The 15006-nt window shown below is 55.8% G+C and carries 15 protein-coding genes; 6 read left to right on the top strand and 9 right to left on the bottom strand.

Going from position 1 to position 15006, the window contains the following annotated elements:
* Positions 1-56: 56 nt before the first annotated feature.
* Both ACR0IO_RS15210 and ACR0IO_RS15205 read right to left on the bottom strand, forming a co-directional pair.
* Complete coding sequence (locus ACR0IO_RS15210) at positions 57-1307, bottom strand: ABC transporter substrate-binding protein (RefSeq protein ID WP_480742440.1); 1251 nt, start codon at positions 1305-1307, stop codon at positions 57-59.
* A 30-nt stretch (positions 1308-1337) separates the two neighbouring features.
* On the bottom strand, positions 1338-2231 hold the full coding sequence (locus ACR0IO_RS15205) for an N-acetylmuramic acid 6-phosphate etherase (RefSeq protein ID WP_480742439.1): 894 nt from the start codon (positions 2229-2231) through the stop codon (positions 1338-1340).
* 157 nt (positions 2232-2388) lie between these two features.
* Between ACR0IO_RS15205 and ACR0IO_RS15200 the strand changes: the two genes are divergently transcribed.
* From ACR0IO_RS15200 to ACR0IO_RS15180, 5 genes are all read left to right on the top strand, one after another.
* Entirely contained in the window at positions 2389-3276 is an 888-nt protein-coding gene (locus ACR0IO_RS15200) for a glucosamine kinase nucleotide-binding domain-containing protein (protein ID WP_480742438.1), read from the top strand.
* Positions 3276-4040, top strand: a complete 765-nt coding sequence (locus tag ACR0IO_RS15195) for a GntR family transcriptional regulator (RefSeq protein ID WP_480742437.1) — start codon at positions 3276-3278, stop codon at positions 4038-4040. Before ACR0IO_RS15200 ends, ACR0IO_RS15195 begins: the two co-directional genes overlap by 1 nt.
* Before the next feature lie 8 nt (positions 4041-4048).
* Entirely contained in the window at positions 4049-5080 is a 1032-nt protein-coding gene (locus ACR0IO_RS15190) for an SIS domain-containing protein (RefSeq protein WP_170334673.1), read from the top strand.
* Positions 5077-6234, top strand: coding sequence for an N-acetylglucosamine-6-phosphate deacetylase (gene nagA / locus ACR0IO_RS15185; RefSeq protein ID WP_480742436.1), 1158 nt, complete (start codon positions 5077-5079; stop codon positions 6232-6234). The genes ACR0IO_RS15190 and nagA overlap by 4 nt, the downstream gene beginning before the upstream one ends.
* A gap of 124 nt (positions 6235-6358) precedes the next feature.
* Complete coding sequence (locus ACR0IO_RS15180) at positions 6359-7699, top strand: NAD(P)/FAD-dependent oxidoreductase (protein ID WP_480742435.1); 1341 nt, start codon at positions 6359-6361, stop codon at positions 7697-7699.
* Positions 7700-7761: 62 nt separating this feature from the next.
* Here the strand turns inward: ACR0IO_RS15180 and ACR0IO_RS15175 are convergent, their stop codons facing one another.
* The 7 genes from ACR0IO_RS15175 to ACR0IO_RS15145 all read right to left on the bottom strand — a co-directional run bounded on the left by ACR0IO_RS15175 (position 7762) and on the right by ACR0IO_RS15145 (position 13617).
* A complete protein-coding gene (locus ACR0IO_RS15175) occupies positions 7762-8055 on the bottom strand; it encodes a hypothetical protein (RefSeq protein ID WP_480742434.1) in 294 nt (97 codons plus the stop codon).
* The gene (locus ACR0IO_RS15170) at positions 8045-8305 is read right to left on the bottom strand and encodes a type II toxin-antitoxin system ParD family antitoxin (RefSeq protein ID WP_480742433.1); all 261 of its coding nucleotides are present in this window, start codon (positions 8303-8305) and stop codon (positions 8045-8047) included. The genes ACR0IO_RS15175 and ACR0IO_RS15170 overlap by 11 nt, the downstream gene beginning before the upstream one ends.
* 74 nt (positions 8306-8379) lie before the next feature.
* Positions 8380-9408, bottom strand: a complete 1029-nt coding sequence (locus ACR0IO_RS15165) for an endonuclease/exonuclease/phosphatase family protein (protein ID WP_480742432.1) — start codon at positions 9406-9408, stop codon at positions 8380-8382.
* Entirely contained in the window at positions 9405-10451 is a 1047-nt protein-coding gene (locus ACR0IO_RS15160; protein WP_480742431.1) for an ABC transporter ATP-binding protein, read from the bottom strand. Before ACR0IO_RS15160 ends, ACR0IO_RS15165 begins: the two co-directional genes overlap by 4 nt.
* Before the next feature lie 11 nt (positions 10452-10462).
* Entirely contained in the window at positions 10463-11356 is an 894-nt protein-coding gene (locus ACR0IO_RS15155; RefSeq protein ID WP_480742430.1) for an ABC transporter permease subunit, read from the bottom strand.
* Positions 11357-11367: 11 nt separating this feature from the next.
* The gene (locus ACR0IO_RS15150; RefSeq protein WP_480742429.1) at positions 11368-12249 is read right to left on the bottom strand and encodes an ABC transporter permease subunit; all 882 of its coding nucleotides are present in this window, start codon (positions 12247-12249) and stop codon (positions 11368-11370) included.
* A gap of 72 nt (positions 12250-12321) precedes the next feature.
* The gene (locus ACR0IO_RS15145; protein WP_480742428.1) at positions 12322-13617 is read right to left on the bottom strand and encodes an extracellular solute-binding protein; all 1296 of its coding nucleotides are present in this window, start codon (positions 13615-13617) and stop codon (positions 12322-12324) included.
* Between the two features lie 247 nt (positions 13618-13864).
* Between ACR0IO_RS15145 and ACR0IO_RS15140 the strand changes: the two genes are divergently transcribed.
* Entirely contained in the window at positions 13865-14869 is a 1005-nt protein-coding gene (locus ACR0IO_RS15140; protein WP_480742427.1) for a LacI family DNA-binding transcriptional regulator, read from the top strand.
* Positions 14870-15006 lie beyond the last annotated feature (137 nt).

The following is a 15006-nucleotide window of genomic DNA, read 5'->3' as shown; positions in this document are numbered from 1 at the left end:
CAAGAGTTCAGGTTGGCTCCGGCCTGAAAGCCGGAGCCATTGGTGTCGTGAGTGGTTTACTGATGCGGGGCGTACCAGGTGGCCAGGCCATCCTGCAGTCGTTTGCCGGCGTCTTCTGGAGACTCCTCGCCCTTGATCACCTGAGCCGAGGCGTTCCAGGTTTCGTTCTCAAGGTTTGGTGTTCCGCGCGATAGGATCTGATAGGTCGAGCGGATGGTCGACCCACAATCTCCGCGCCAGCTTACGAACTCCTGCGCCAGCGGATCTTCCATGGGAACATCAAAGCTGGACAGCGAGAAGAAACCGGGCAGGGCGTTCGCATAGATCGTTGCGAACTCTTCCGAACCGACCCAATCAAGGAAAGTCCGGGCTGCTTCGGCATTCGGAGATGCGGCATTCAGGCCAATCGCGATATCAGTGTGATCGGAGATGTAGCAATTATCACCTGCTGCAGGAACTGGTGGTTTGAACGCACCCATTTCGAAATCGGCCAGATTGTTAAAGCCGCTGATTTCCCAGCTGCCTGCCGGGTAGATGGCGGCGCGCCCAAGCGTGAACAGGTTCTGGCTGTCGGGATAGGTCTGCGCCTCGTACCCGTCACCCAGATAATCGCCCCATTTTGCCAGTTGGCGATAAGGGGCAACCCACTGCTCGTCCGTCAGTTTTTGCGATCCATCGATCAGGCCCAGACGACCTTCTTCGCCTTTCCAGTAGTTCGGGCCGATATTGTTGTAGCCCATGGTGGCGGCTTCCCACTGGTCATTCGTACCCATGGCCATTGGAATGTAGTTGCCGTCTTCCTTGATCTTTTCGAGGACAGTAAAGAACTCTTCTTCGGTTTCCGGCACGGACAGGCCAAGCTCTTCGAAGGCATCCTTGTTGTAGATGAAGCCATGAATTACTGAGGCCATCGGAACGCAGAACGAGGCCGAGCCGTCATCGGTCTGCCAGGCGGATTTTGCTACATCCGAGAAATTGGCCATTCCGCTCAGATCAGACAGGTCCACCAGATGTCCGGCCTCGTACAGACCCAGCGAAGTATCAAACGGGCGGCAGGTAATCAGGTCACCGGCGGAACCGGCATCCAGTTTGGCATTCAGCGCGGCGTTATATTCAGCCGGGGCGGAAGGTGTGAATTTGATCTTGATGTCAGGGTTTTGTGCCTCAAAGGCCGGAATGATCTTTTCCTGCCAAAGGGCAAGGTCGTCATTGCGCCAGCTTTCGATTGTCAGAACCGTTTCTGCCTGCGCGGCACCAGCCAGAGCTGAGGACGCAAGCAGAATTGCGCTTAGTGATGTTCTTTTCATGGTCTTCTCTCCCTAATGTTTTGTTCTGGTTCAAATTTGTGCAAGCGCCGGGCGCAGATGCCCGCCTGCGCTATCAAGCAGTTGCTTTGCCTGTGTCAGATCGGTTGCCCCTGCGGCCAGCAGAACGGCCTGTTTCAGGTTGCCTGAGGCCTGATCCAGCGCCTCGCTTGCAGCGCGATCCGAGGCTCCGGTAATGTTCTGAACAATGCCTTCGGCGCGCTGACGCAGTTTGCGATTGTCTGCGATGACATTGACCATCATGCCGTCATGGACATGCCCCAGCCGAATACCCATCAAGGTAGACATCATGTTCAACGCTACTTTCTGCGCCGTAGCAGCGCCCATCCGGGTTGACCCTGCAATCATTTCTGGCGGTGTATCCAAAAAGATGGCGCAGTCGGCATGTTCGAACAGCAGGGCATCTTTGTTGTTGGCAATGCAGATGATCCGGGCGCTCGCTGCACGGGCATGCTGAACGAAGCCTACGGGATAGGGGGTGGAGCCACTTGCAGAAATGGCGATGACTGAGTCCCCGGGTTTGATCTTGGCAGTTGCGACCCTGGCTGTTTCTGCATCGTCTTCGGTATGACCGGGCATTTCTGCGCCGGTCGGCACTCCACCAGCCATGCAGATGGCGATCGATTCAGGGGACAGCCCATATGTACCCGGCAGCTCGGCGCCATCCGCCAGACCCATCAGGCCCGAAGAACCCGCAGCAACATAATAGATGCGACCGTTGTTTCTGATTGTTTCCGCAAGGATCGCTGCGCCCGAGGATAGATCTTCAATGCAGTTGTCCAGACCGTTTAGGGCAGCCTTCTGCGCGTCGAGCAGGCGTACGAGAATGTCCGGATCTGGACGCAGGTCCAGCCCTTCAGCTTCGTCTCGCAGCATTTCGGTTTGCGGCAGCATTTGCGGCGACATGTGATTCCCCTTTGGTGGAGTAATTAATACCTATATAATACCTTTTGTCTACCTCTTGCTTGGAAATAACGTAATTACCAAGAAAAATCACCAAAATAGCAAGATAAATGTGGCAAAGGTCTTTTTTTCATACAATAGGTATTGTAAAGGTATCTACATGGATGAGTCCTTCCCATATCTCATTGCAATTGACGGCGGCGGCACGCGCTGCCGTTTTGCTATGACTTCGCCTGCGGGGCGGATTGAGGTAATGCTTGGTAGCGCCAATGTTTTCTCGGATCGTGAAGCAGCCGTGCAGACGTTGGTGGATGGTCTGGGTGCATTGATCGAGCGGGCCGGGCTTCCGTATTCAGCACTGTCGGACATTCCGGTTTATGCGGGGCTGGCCGGCGTCACTGATGCGACAGTGGCGTCAGAGGTTGCAGACCGATTGCCATCGCGGATCGTTGAGGTTGAAGATGATCGCAGATCAGCAGTCGTGGGTGCGCTGGGGACAGTGAATGGGTCATTGCTTGGCGTTGGGACCGGTTCATTTTTGGCGCGTCAATGTAATGGTGAGATCAGATTCATCGGTGGCTATGGGCCGTTGATCGGAGACGAGGCATCGGGAAACTGGTTGGGCCTGCAACTTGTTCGGCGCGTCTTGCTGGCCATGGACGCAATTGCGCCGCACAGCCCACTGACCCGAGACATCAGTAAAAGGTTCAGCGATGATCCGGCGGAAATCGTCAAGTTCTCAGGGGTTGCGCGCCCCGCTGAATTTGCCGAGTTCGCCCCCATGATCATTTCAGCGGCGAAGGATGCAGATCAGGTCGCGGTGGAGATCATGCAAAGCGGTGCGGATTACCTCGTGGCTGGGTTGCACGCATTGGGGTGCGCCAAAGACGAACCCATCTGCGCAGTAGGTGGCGTGGCGCCACATTATGCAGATTATCTGCCGTCAGAAATGCGCGAGGCCTTAGCAAAACCCAAAGGGACCGCAGTCGATGGAGCCCTGTTACTGGCGGGTCGGTTGGCCGAGCAAGCGAAAGTGGAGGCAGAGTGATGGCAGATACCATCGAGAACTTCCTCAAGTCCGACGACTGGATGCAAGACGCCACGGGTCCACGATATGTGCGCCTGCGCAAGCGGATCGAAGAAAGCATCGAAACGGGTCTGCTGGGCGAGAGTGCACCTTTGCCTGCAGAACGGGAAATCGCCAATCTGACCGGCCTGTCGCGCGTTACGGTTCGCCGCGCGATGCAGGATCTGGTGGATAGGGGCATTATCATTCAGCGTCAGGGATCGGGGAGCTTTGTTGCCGACGGCACGCCGAAGGTTGAGCAATCCCTTTCCCGGCTGACGTCGTTTACCGAAGACATGACCCGGCGCGGGCTGGATTCCTCCAGCGAATGGCTGGAGCGGGGTGTGCATACACCTTCTCCTGAAGAGGTGATGGCGCTTGCTCTGTCTTCGGGCGAAGCGGTTGCGCGGATCTCCCGCCTGCGCCGCGCCAACGACCGACCAATGGCGATCGAGCGCGCCTCACTACCGATCGATATTTTGCCAAAACCAAACTTAGTTGAATCCTCGCTTTATGAAGTTCTGGAACGCGATGGAAATCGTCCGGTTCGCGCATTGCAGAGGATTTCAGCCATCAATCTCGAAGACGACGACGCCGCCCTGTTGGGTGTTGAACCGGGAGCGGCTGGATTGCGCATTGTACGCACCTCATACCTGTCGAACCGCCGGGTCGTTGAATTTACCCGATCCATATATCGCGGCGATGCCTATGACTTTGTGGCGGAACTGCGCTTGGCCAATAGCTAGGAAACAGCATGCAGCAACAGATCACCCGAATGCGTCGGGAAATCGATGAGATACCTCAGGCCGTTGAGCGGCTGTTGGTTCAGGGTCAGAGCGATATCGCGGCCGTCGCCAATGTTGCGCGAGAGCTTGATCCAACCTTCATTGTGACGGTTGCGCGAGGATCGTCTGATCACGTGTGTACCTATCTTAAGTACGCTTCTGAAATTGTGCTGGGGGTTCCGGTCGCGTCAGTAGGGCCATCCATTGCATCGATCTATGATTCCGTTCTGAAGTTGCAGCACGGCTTGTGCCTGTCAGTCTCACAATCCGGAAAAAGCCCCGATATCCTGGCTATGGCGCGCAATGCGGGACGCGATGGGGCGTTAACTGTCGCGCTGACAAATGATGCAACCTCTCCATTGGCAGAGGCCAGTGCGCACCCGATTGATATTCACGCAGGACCAGAGTTGAGCGTTGCTGCAACCAAGACCTTTGTGACATCTGCTGTTGCCGGCCTATGGTTGCTGGCAGAGTGGAGCAGGGACGACAAGCTGCTCGCGGCCATTCGGGCACTGCCAAAGCAGTTGGAAGCGGCAGCCAGGATTGACTGGCCCGAAGTCAGAGAGGCAATCGGAGCGCATCCATCGTTGTTTACTCTGGGACGCGGGCAGGCCCTGGCCGTGTCACATGAGGCGGCTTTGAAGTTTAAAGAAACCTGTCAGTTGCATGCAGAAAGCTATTCTTCTGCCGAAGTGCTGCACGGACCGGTTTCCATCGTTCAGGAGGGGTTTCCGGTTCTGAGCTTTGCGGCAGCAGATGCCGCTGAAAATGCTCTGGCCGAAGTGGCGGATGCGATCAGCGCCAAGGGTGCGCGGGTGTTTGCGACAACTGACAAGGTGAAGCGGGCGCTCAGAGTGGATCATGTGCGAACGGATCATGCGCTTGCCGACCCGCTGAGCCTTATCGTGTCATTCTATTCCATGGTAGAGGCGTTTGCAGCATCCCGGGGTATTGATCCAGATACCCCGCGCCATTTGAACAAGGTGACTGAAACCGTATGAGCCAGCAGCCGAGTGCCGTAGTCGGTGCAGACATACTGACGCCTGAAGGTATCGTGCGGGATCATGCTTTGCTGCATGACGCTGGCCGCATCGAGTCCATTGTACCGAAAGCTGATCTTGGGGCCGGTGTCGAAGTTATCGAGCTCGACGGAGGTGTGCTAATCCCGGGTTTCGTTGACCTTCAGGTCAACGGCGGCGGTGGATTGATGTTCAACAATGCGCCGGATGTTGAGACGCTGCGCCGTATGGCTGAGGCGCATGCGCAGATCGGTGCCACTTCGATCCTGCCGACACTAATCACCGATACGCCCGAGATTACGGAACAGGCAATTGCGGCTGCCATCGAGGCTGTTGAAAACGAGGTGCCAGGTATCATTGGCCTCCACCTCGAAGGTCCGCATCTGTCCAGATCGCGAAAAGGGGCACATGAAGCCAATCTGATCCGGCCAATGGAGCAAACGGATCTAGAACGGCTGCTTGCAGCTGCACAGAAGCTGCCGGTTCTGAAGGTGACAGTTGCACCCGAGAGCGTCTCCGGTGACCAGATCAGAACTTTGTCAGAGGCTGGGATCGTGGTGTCGTTGGGCCACACTGATGCGAGTTATGAAGATTGTCGTGCCGCAGCTGAAGCTGGCGCGCGTTGCGTGACGCATCTGTTCAACGCGCAAAGTCAGATGGGAAATCGCGAGCCGGGCACTGTCGGGGCTGCACTTGCTTTGGGTGAATTGTCCGCTGGTCTGATCGCTGACACGATTCATGTTCACCCGGCCTCAATGTGCAATGCTATCCACGCAAAGAATGGACCGGGTCGCGTGTTTCTGGTCAGTGACGCCATGGCGACGGCGGGTTCAGACATCGCCAGCTTCATGCTCAATGGCAGGGAAATATTGCGCAGCGAAAACCGGTTGACCCTGTCTGATGGTACGTTGGCCGGGGCGCATCTCGAGTTGTTGGATGCAGTGAAGAACGTTGCCGAACTAACCGATGTCTCATTAGAGACAGCTGTTGAAATGGCCAGTCGCATCCCCGCAGATTTGGTTCGGCAGCCGCATTTGGGTCGCCTTTCTCCGGGTGCCGCAGCAAACATTTTGCATATTGGTATAGATCGGACTCTGCAGGGTGTGTGGCAGAGCGGAAAACAATTGGTGAGCTAGTCTGACAACACCCTAGGGTTGGTCGAGTTGGCGGTGCAAGAGCTCGCCGTGTGGTTTCAGCTATGACGCTGCCGAGTATAAAGGTAGTGATCTTCGGGTTGCGTAAATCGGAAAAGGCGGACCTTTGACTCAGTACAGTGCGAAACGTTTGCCTCGGCAGATTGGTGCCTCAGGGTGGAATGCCATTCTGCCAACACAGACGTTTTTCCCAAAGCTTGAGCATAACATCTCTGCCGATATCACGATTGTAGGCGGTGGGTTTGCTGGCCTTACCGCTGCCCGGCGTCTGCACCAGCTTGATCCAACGCTGAGGGTTGTTGTTCTCGAGGCTGGTCGGTTTGCTGAAGGATCAGCCGGGCGGAATTCGGGCTTCATGATTGATCTGCCCCATGATCTGAGTTCGGATAACTACGCGGGATCAACGTTTGAGGATGACAAACACACCATCGCATTGAACCGGCAAGCCATCGCTTTTGCGACGCAGGTTGCTGAAGAATGCGCGTTGACGGATGAGATGTTTGATCCCTGTGGAAAGATCAATGCTGCAGCGACGCGGGCAGGAGACAGGCACAACCGCGAATTTGCAGCCTATCTTGACCGGCTGGGTGAGCCGCATACGCTTTATGACCGTCGTGAGATGCAGGAGATCACAGGCAGCACGCACTATCGATCAGGGCTGTTTGCGCCCGGTACCGTGATGATTCAGCCTGCCGCCTACATCAGGGCCTTGTCAGAGCATTTGGCGCAGAAGGTTGAGTTGTTTGAAAACTCTCCGGTTACAGGTTTTCAAAAGGAAGGTGCGGACTGGTTGGTCAAAACGCCAGATGCCCGTGTTTCAACAGGTCGGATTATTCTGACTAACAATGGTCATCTGGAAAGTTTCGGTTTCTATCAACGACGTTTGATGCATATCTGCCTTTATGCCTCGCTGACCCAATCGCTGACGTCTGAGCAGATCAACAGGTTGGGTGGTCAGCCACGTTGGGCCGCCACGCCTGCTGATCCGATGGGAACATCAGTACGCCGTGTTTCCGGCAGTTATGGCGACCGAATTCTGATCCGTAGCTGTTCGAGTTTTCATCCGACGCAGGAAACGACCAGGATGCGTTTGCGCAATGCGGGATGGGTCCATGATCGCAAGTTCAGCGAGAGGTTTCCTCAGCTCGCGGATGTCAGGATGGAGCACCGCTGGGCCGGAATGCTGTGTCTGAGCCGAAATGGATCAGCGGCTTTCGGAGAGCTGGACTCAGGGGTGTTTTCCGCGTGCTGTCAGAACGGGTTGGGCATTGCCCGCGGCACTCTGCAAGGGATGGGAGTTTCAGAACTGATATTGCAGGGGGGATCACAGATCGCGGATCATTTCCTTGCTCAGCCGATGCCGCCCCGATTGCCGCCGGAGCCGTTCGGATCGCTTGGGGCAAACAGCTATCTGATTTGGAAAGAGTGGCGGTCGGGAAAGGAGTGATTGCTGCTCTAATTGGTCCAGAAATCTGATGGCGGTTTGGAAACCGGATGTGATGGTTTCAGCTACCGAGACCAATCCTGCCCGGGGAAGTAGATGCGGATAATCCGCATTTCGCCTTGGGCAAACTCAGCAAGAATTGTCGCCTGACGCTTGTAGCCGAAAGTCCGAATTTGCGATTGCACCGGATGCGCGGTTCCAATGAGCGCACCCCCTTCGGCAATTTTTTCAAGCCAGTCAAAAAGTGCATCTACCCAGGCTGTGGCAAATGCCTGACCACGCTCACTCATCAGATAACGCGCGCGACGTTTGATATCGGTGCTGGCCCTTGCTGTGAAAACAAGTTTGTTAGGTGTCACTGGTCAGAGCGCCCAGAACATCCCGTTTCGCTGCATCTGCGCTCAACAGTCTTTCACCATTCCTCTGACTTTCCAGATATTCGGCGATGTCATGATCGATCTGGCGGGCATCCGGGACCATCCCACGCGACAGGAATTCGCGCAAAGCGGTGCGCACAACCTCAGAAACAGACGCATAGTCGCCCGTGGCAATGCACGCATCAATTTCTGCAGCGTGGTGATCCGTAAGTGAGATACTGACGTTTTTCATATCTCATATAATAGTATTAAATCATATCGACGCCAAGCCCTGCCTGTGATCTGATCTTTCAGATCTTTGTTCTGTCAGGATTTATTAGGCGCTTGGTGATCCGCAACCGTGACCTTGCTCCAGACGCAATCATGATCTGACAGAGGTTTTTCGTTCTGGTCGAGCGAAGACAGAACGCCCTTATCCACACAAGTCAGATCACGGCCTGCGATCCAGTCGAGCTTCATGACCCGGTCCGGGTGCGGGGTGATCAGACTGGGCCGGGTTGTCGGCCCATCTGCGGTAAACCCCCAATTGTAACCGCGCTGTTCAGCCAGTTCGAACAATGTCTCATGCCGCCAGTCAAAATCGGGTGGCAGGTGATTTCCGGTATTCAGATCGCCGCCAATCAGGATTGGCATATCTGGTGCAAACTGGTCGAGAGCATTCAGCAGGGTCAGAAACTGTGCATGGCGGTGCGCAGCAGCGGCATTGCTTTCCAGATGGGTGGAAACGAAACACACAGGTCCATTGGCTGTCGGAATGACGGCTGCGATAGCCATGCGACCCCCGACCCGGGGTTGATCGGGGTCGGCAGCGCCTGCATCTGCAGCAAACCAGTGTCCATGATCATCGAGGCGGATCAACGCTGTGCGCTCGAAAGGCGCAGAGGACAGGATCGCATTGCCGTGCCATCCAAGCACATTGAAATTGTCGGAACAGAATGCGCGTTCTGTCGGTCCGCCCAAATCCAGTTCGTGGAATTCGACGCCAAAGGCGTAGGCCATATCCAAAGCGGAAGCCATGGCTTCGGTTGTGTGCCGTTGACCTGTTCTTGCCATGCCGTGATCGACCTCGGAGAGCAGGACCACATCCGGGGCGATATTGCTGAGGTGATCGGCTGTTTCTTCCGGGAACAGGCAACGTTCGACATTCCAGGCCGCCACAGTGAAATTGCCGGGCAGTTGCTTGGATGATGCCTCGCCCCCCGTTTGCAAAGCATTCATGGCAGGCAGATTGGACAGCAGTGCACGATGTGCCTCAGCCGTTCGAGGTGCGGTCAAAATCCGTTCGCGCTGTACCGGTGTGATCGCGGGCAGCGCGCTTACCGTGGTTGTGATCAAAGAACTTTTCCCGATTCAACATCAAACAGACGCAGGGCGTCGGGTTTCAGACGGACCCGGGTCTCACCGATTTCAGCCGCATGGTCCTTGCCTATGAGGACGGTGAAGGACTGGCCGCCCAGATCACCATGCAACAGCCGGTGGGCTCCAAGCTCCTCAAGGATATCGACCCGGAAAGGAACTGCACCTTGCTCGTCAAGCACCACGTCTTCGGGGCGAATACCCAGTGTAACCGGACCTGTGTTGGAGGCCGAGGCAGGCATCAGCCCTTCGTACCCGTTGATTTTTACCTGTCCCTGTTCCACTTGTGCGTCGATCAGGTTCATGGGTGGCGCACCCATGAACGAGGCAACAAAGGTCGAGGCCGGGTTGTGATAGATCTCGGATGGCGTGCCGATTTGCTCGATCCGTCCAGCGTTCAGAACGATGATGCGGTCGGCCATAGTCATCGCTTCGACCTGATCATGGGTGACGTAGACGGCCGTGGTTCCAAGACGGCGTTGCAGGGCCTTGATCTCGATCCGCATCTGGTTGCGCAGCTTGGCATCGAGGTTGGACAGGGGTTCATCGAATAAGAACAGAGACGGATCGCGGACCACCGCCCGACCCATGGCGACGCGCTGACGCTGACCGCCCGACAATTGCGCCGGTTTGCGGTCCAGATATTCGGTCAGGTTCAGCATCTTCGCCGCGTCTTGTACCTTAGCGTCGATCTCGCTTGTCGATGTGCCGCGGTTCTTCAGCCCGTAACCAATGTTCTTGCGGACCGTCATATGCGGATACAAAGCGTAGTTCTGGAACACCATTGCGATGTCCCGATCTGCGGGGTCCACATCATTGACCACCCGGTCGCCGATTTTCAGCGTCCCTTCGGTAATTTCCTCCAAGCCCGCGATCATGCGCAGCAAGGTGGACTTGCCACAGCCCGATGGGCCGACCAGAACGACGAACTCGCCATCCTGAATAGTGAAGCTGGTAGTCTCAACTGCCTGAAAGCTGTTTGGATAGACCTTGCGGATGCCCTCTAATGATACCTGAGCCATGCGCGTATTCCTTATTTATCGGATTCTGTAAGGCCCTTGACGAACCAGTTTTGGAAGAAAACGACGATCGCCACCGGCGGAATCATCGCAACGATGGCCAGCGCCAAAGCCTGCCCGTGTTCGGGGATTTGACTGTCGGTGTAGGACAGAACGATCTGCTTGATGCCGCGGACCAGCGTGAAGAAGCTCTCATCCGTGGTGATCAGCGTCGGCCACAGATACTGGTTCCAGCCAAAGACGAACATGATGATGAAGATTGCCGCGATCATGGTCCGGCTGAGGGGCACGAGGATGTCGATAAAGAACTTCCACGGACCCGCGCCGTCGATCCGGGCGGCCTCGGCCAGTTCTTCGGGGACGGACATGAAGAATTGCCGGAAAAAGAACGTACCGGTTGCCGACGCGATCAGAGGGACGATCAATCCGGTGTAAGTGTTCGTCAGGCCCAGCTTCTGGATTGCTTCGTAAGAGGGCAGGATGCGCACCTCAAGCGGCAGCAGCAGAGTGGTGAAGATCACCCAGAAGGCCAGCGTCGCAAAGCGGAGGCGGAAGTAGACGATGGCATAGGCGGCCATCATCGAAATCACGATTTTGCCTACTGCAAAGCCGATGCCCAGAATGAACGAGTTCATCAGCATAAGTGTGCCATCGACCGTCTGGGTAAAGCCGCCCTTTTCGAACATGGCGGCGTTGAAGTTCTTGCCCAGATCGTCACCCAATGTCAGTTGCAGACCCTCGCGGTGAATGGTGACCGCATCGTGGCTGGCCGTGGTCAGGGCCAGAAGGGGCGGTAGCATCATCAACAAAGCGCCAAGGATCAGAACGGTGTGATCTCCGATCGCCTCCCATTTGATCCGGCGAGGGCGATGAACAGTGACAGGTGTTTCAAGGGTTGTGTCAGCCATTGTCAGCCCTCTCAAGTGTAGTGAATCCGGCGTTCAACCAGCCGGAACTGAAAGACAGTCAGGATCAGAACAAGCACCATCAGAACCACGGATTGTGCCGATGATCCGCCAAGGTCATTGCCTCGGAATCCGTCGAGATAGACCTTGTAAACCAGCGTCATCGGGTTGTTGCCCGGTTCACCCTTCATCAGCGCGTCAATGATGCCGAACGTGTCGAACAGCGCGTAGGTGATGTTGATGATCAGCAGGAAGAACGCAGTTGGCGCCAGTAGAGGGAATGTCACTTCCCAGAAACGCCCGGTGGCCGATCGGTTGTCGATCATGGCTGCCTCGCGCACTGAACGCGGAATGGATTGCAGGCCAGACAGGAAGAAGATGAAGTTGACCGGGATTTGCTTCCAGACGGCGACGATGATCATTGCCGTTGCAGTGGCGTTATAGTCCACGCCCAGTTTGAAATCCCAGCCGAACATCTGAAAAAACTTGGTCATGGGGCCTGTGCTTTGGTCAAAGAACAAGATGCCCAGAAACCCTGCGACAGGTGGCGCAATCGCATAAACCCACATCAGCAGCGTGCGATAGGTCTTGGCGCCCCGGATTACCTTGTCGGCTTTGACCGCCAGCAACAGGGCGATGGCCAGCGAGAAGAACGTGACCAGTACCGAGTAGATGATCGTAAACCCAGCGACGCGTTTGTACTGATCGTTGCCCAAGAGGGAGGTGTAGTTTTCGGCGCCGACAAAGGTCGATCCGAACCCAAACGGGTCCTGCAGGAAGAAAGAGGATTGCAGTGCCCAGCCAGCGGGCCAGTAAAAGAAGATGGCGATGATCATCAACTGAGGCAGCAGCAGCGCCACAGGAAGCCAGATATTGTCGAAGCCCGCGCGTTTCATGAGTGGTCCATTGCGAAAAAAGAGAGATGGCCACGCCTTGACAGCGTGACCATCCTGGGGGTGATCCAGAGTTTAGCTCTGGGTCTTGGAGAAGCGGGCCAGCAGTTCGTTGGCTTCGGCTTCGATGGTCTTGAACGCGGTTTCCACATCAGTTTCACCGGTCAGGATACGACCATATTCTCGGTTCATGATGTCCCGGATCTGAACATAGAAGCCCATGCGGTAACCCTTGGTGTTGTCACCGGCTTTGGCCTGCAGCTGGTTTACACCTACTTCGGCGGCTGGGAAGCGGTCGTAGTGGCCGTCTTTCTTGGCAACTTCGTATGCGGCTTCGGTGATCGGAACGTAACCGGTTTCCTGATGCCAGAAATACTGAGTCTCAGGCGAGGTCAGGAAACGAAAGAATTCGGCTGCTGCCTTGTTTTCTTCATCCGACTTGCCCGACATGGCGAACAGGGCAGCACCACCAATGAAGGTCTGGGATGGCTCGGTTGTGACAGCTTCCCAATAGGGCAGCTCGGTCGCGCTGAACTCAAACGGCAGGTCTTTCTGCAGCAATCCGCCAAAGGAACCGGACGAGCCCAGCCACATGGCAACTTTGCCTTCTTCGAACGGCTTGGCGTTGTCACCCCAGCCGGTGCCATACCATTCGAACAGACCGTTTTCTTTCCATTCGGTTACGGCAGTGAAGTGCGCTTTGATCGCGTCGTTGTTCACCAGGATCTGGGTGTCGTTGCCGTCATAGCCGTTGTTGTTCGTCGCAAACGGCAGGTCGTGGCGCGACATGAAGTTCTCGGTGAAGATCCACGGCAGGTGTGACTGGCTGAGTGCAATGTAGCCTGCATCTTTCAGGGCAGTTGCTGTGGTGGACTGGAACTCTTCCCACGTCTTTGGCGGGGTGACGCCTGCTTTTTCGAGCGCGTCGACATTATAGTACATGATGGGCGTCGACGAGTTGAACGGCATGCCGATCATCTTGCCGTCGCTGTCGGCATAGAAGTAGCGAACGCCGGCGATATAATCGTTGATGTCGAACTCAACGCCGTTGCTGGCCAGCAGGTCTTGAACCGGGATGGTTGCGCCCTTGGCACCGATTACGGTGGCGGCACCGGCGTCAAACACCTGCATGATGTTGGGCTGCTCGCCCGCGCGGAAGGCGGCGATGCCAGCAGTCAGCGTCTCTTCATAGCTGCCTTTGTATACGGGGGTGATCTTGTATTCGTCTTGCGAGGCGTTGAAATCCTCGGCGATCTTGTTGACGGTCTCTCCCAGCTGGCCGCCCATTGCATGCCACCAGGTGATTTCGGTTTCGGCGAAGGCGGTGCCTGCCATCATGGCAAAGGCGGCGGCGGTGGTGCTGAACTTCATGTTAAGCATCTCGGTACTCCGGTTTTCGCGCCCAATACAGGGCGTCGGTGAGGATGCTGAACATCCTCAGAATATAAGGGAAAAGACCCCGTTGCAGCAGTGTTTGCAGAAATGCGGCAGCCGCATCTCTGGTCGAACGCGCACCAGATGTGCACACGCGTTCACATAGCCGGTTAGCGTGACAGTCTTGTGAAGCTTTTGTTTGAGAATCTTGACAAATTCACCGTGCGTCGATGAGACGTTGTATATGAACGAAGACAGCCCAAAACACCGTCGCGTGACGGCACAAACAGTGGCCGACATGGTTGGCGTATCGCGATCCGCGGTTTCTCGTGCCTTTACGCCAGGCGCTTATGTCGATGCGCAGAAACGAAAGCGGATACATGCTGTCGCGGCAGAGCTTGGATATCAGCCCAATGCATTGGCTGCCGGGTTGCAGGGCGGTCGGTCGCGACTGGTTGCCATATTTGTGGGCAATATGCGCAGCGCTTATGACACTGCTTTTGTCAGCCGGCTCGTGGGAAAGCTCAACGGAATGAAGCGCTGGCCCATTCTCATTGATGGCAGCGATGATAACTCCAGATCTGCGATCGAAGATGTATTGCGGTATCCGCTGGACGCCCTGATTGTCAGAGGTGGCAGCATGTCTGCCGAGATGGTTGGGCAATGCACCAAGCTGGGTATTCCGATGATATCCTCAGGCCGCCCCATTGACGCGCCCGGCGTCGATAACGTTTGTTGCCGAAATGCCGATGGCACGATGATGATGACACGGATGTTGCTGGAAAAGGGGCGTCGGCGTTTTGGGTTTATCGCAGGTCCTCAGGACTTTTATTCTTCGGGTGAGCGGCGGAATGGAGTTGTGAGTGCTCTGGAAGAAGCTGGTCTGGAACTGGAGGCTGAAGTACAGGGAGACTACACCGTTGAAGGTGGTTACCAATCGGCATCGGAAATTCTAAAGAGGGCGCCTGGTATTGACGCATTGATTTGCGCTAATGATGCGACGGCTTTTGGGGCGTTGTCCGCAACACAAGACAACGGGCTTGATATTCCCGGCGATATTTCAGTGGTCGGATTTGACGATGTGTCGATGGCAAGCTGGCCGCAAATGTGCCTGACCACAGTTCGCAATCCCATTAACGCATCAGTCGATGAAACCATTGCCTTGCTTGAGCACCGCCTGACCAATCCGGGCAGAGCATCGCAGACTGTGTTTGTTGATCCGGAAATCGTACTTCGGAAGACCCACTAAGCACTGCTCCGCTGCGCAGAATGTCAGCTTGGAACCAGGCGACAGTACAGCTAAGAGTTGATCTGTGCCAATCTGCAATCGGCAGACTTCAGCTTGTCTCAGATGGCAATGGGTGTCTCATCTCACTTCCATGGGCC

It is taken from the genome of Ruegeria sp. CE12 (assembly GCF_056537525.1).
The sequence above is the reverse complement of the archived record's forward strand: the minus strand, read 5'-3'. Positions and strand labels throughout refer to the sequence as shown.

Excerpts from the sequence above, each read along its gene's own strand:
- ACR0IO_RS15210 (WP_480742440.1), bottom strand. The coding sequence starts at position 1,307 with ATGAAAAGAACATCACTAAGCGCAATTCTGCTTGCGTCCTCAGCTCTG.
- ACR0IO_RS15205 (WP_480742439.1), bottom strand. The coding sequence starts at position 2,231 with ATGTCGCCGCAAATGCTGCCGCAAACCGAAATGCTGCGAGACGAAGCT.
- ACR0IO_RS15200 (WP_480742438.1), top strand. The coding sequence starts at position 2,389 with ATGGATGAGTCCTTCCCATATCTCATTGCAATTGACGGCGGCGGCACG.
- ACR0IO_RS15195 (WP_480742437.1), top strand. The coding sequence starts at position 3,276 with ATGGCAGATACCATCGAGAACTTCCTCAAGTCCGACGACTGGATGCAA.
- ACR0IO_RS15190 (WP_170334673.1), top strand. The coding sequence starts at position 4,049 with ATGCAGCAACAGATCACCCGAATGCGTCGGGAAATCGATGAGATACCT.
- nagA (WP_480742436.1), top strand. The coding sequence starts at position 5,077 with ATGAGCCAGCAGCCGAGTGCCGTAGTCGGTGCAGACATACTGACGCCT.
- ACR0IO_RS15170 (WP_480742433.1), bottom strand. The coding sequence starts at position 8,305 with ATGAAAAACGTCAGTATCTCACTTACGGATCACCACGCTGCAGAAATT.
- ACR0IO_RS15160 (WP_480742431.1), bottom strand. The coding sequence starts at position 10,451 with ATGGCTCAGGTATCATTAGAGGGCATCCGCAAGGTCTATCCAAACAGC.
- ACR0IO_RS15155 (WP_480742430.1), bottom strand. The coding sequence starts at position 11,356 with ATGGCTGACACAACCCTTGAAACACCTGTCACTGTTCATCGCCCTCGC.
- ACR0IO_RS15150 (WP_480742429.1), bottom strand. The coding sequence starts at position 12,249 with ATGAAACGCGCGGGCTTCGACAATATCTGGCTTCCTGTGGCGCTGCTG.
- ACR0IO_RS15145 (WP_480742428.1), bottom strand. The coding sequence starts at position 13,617 with ATGAAGTTCAGCACCACCGCCGCCGCCTTTGCCATGATGGCAGGCACC.
- ACR0IO_RS15140 (WP_480742427.1), top strand. The coding sequence starts at position 13,865 with ATGAACGAAGACAGCCCAAAACACCGTCGCGTGACGGCACAAACAGTG.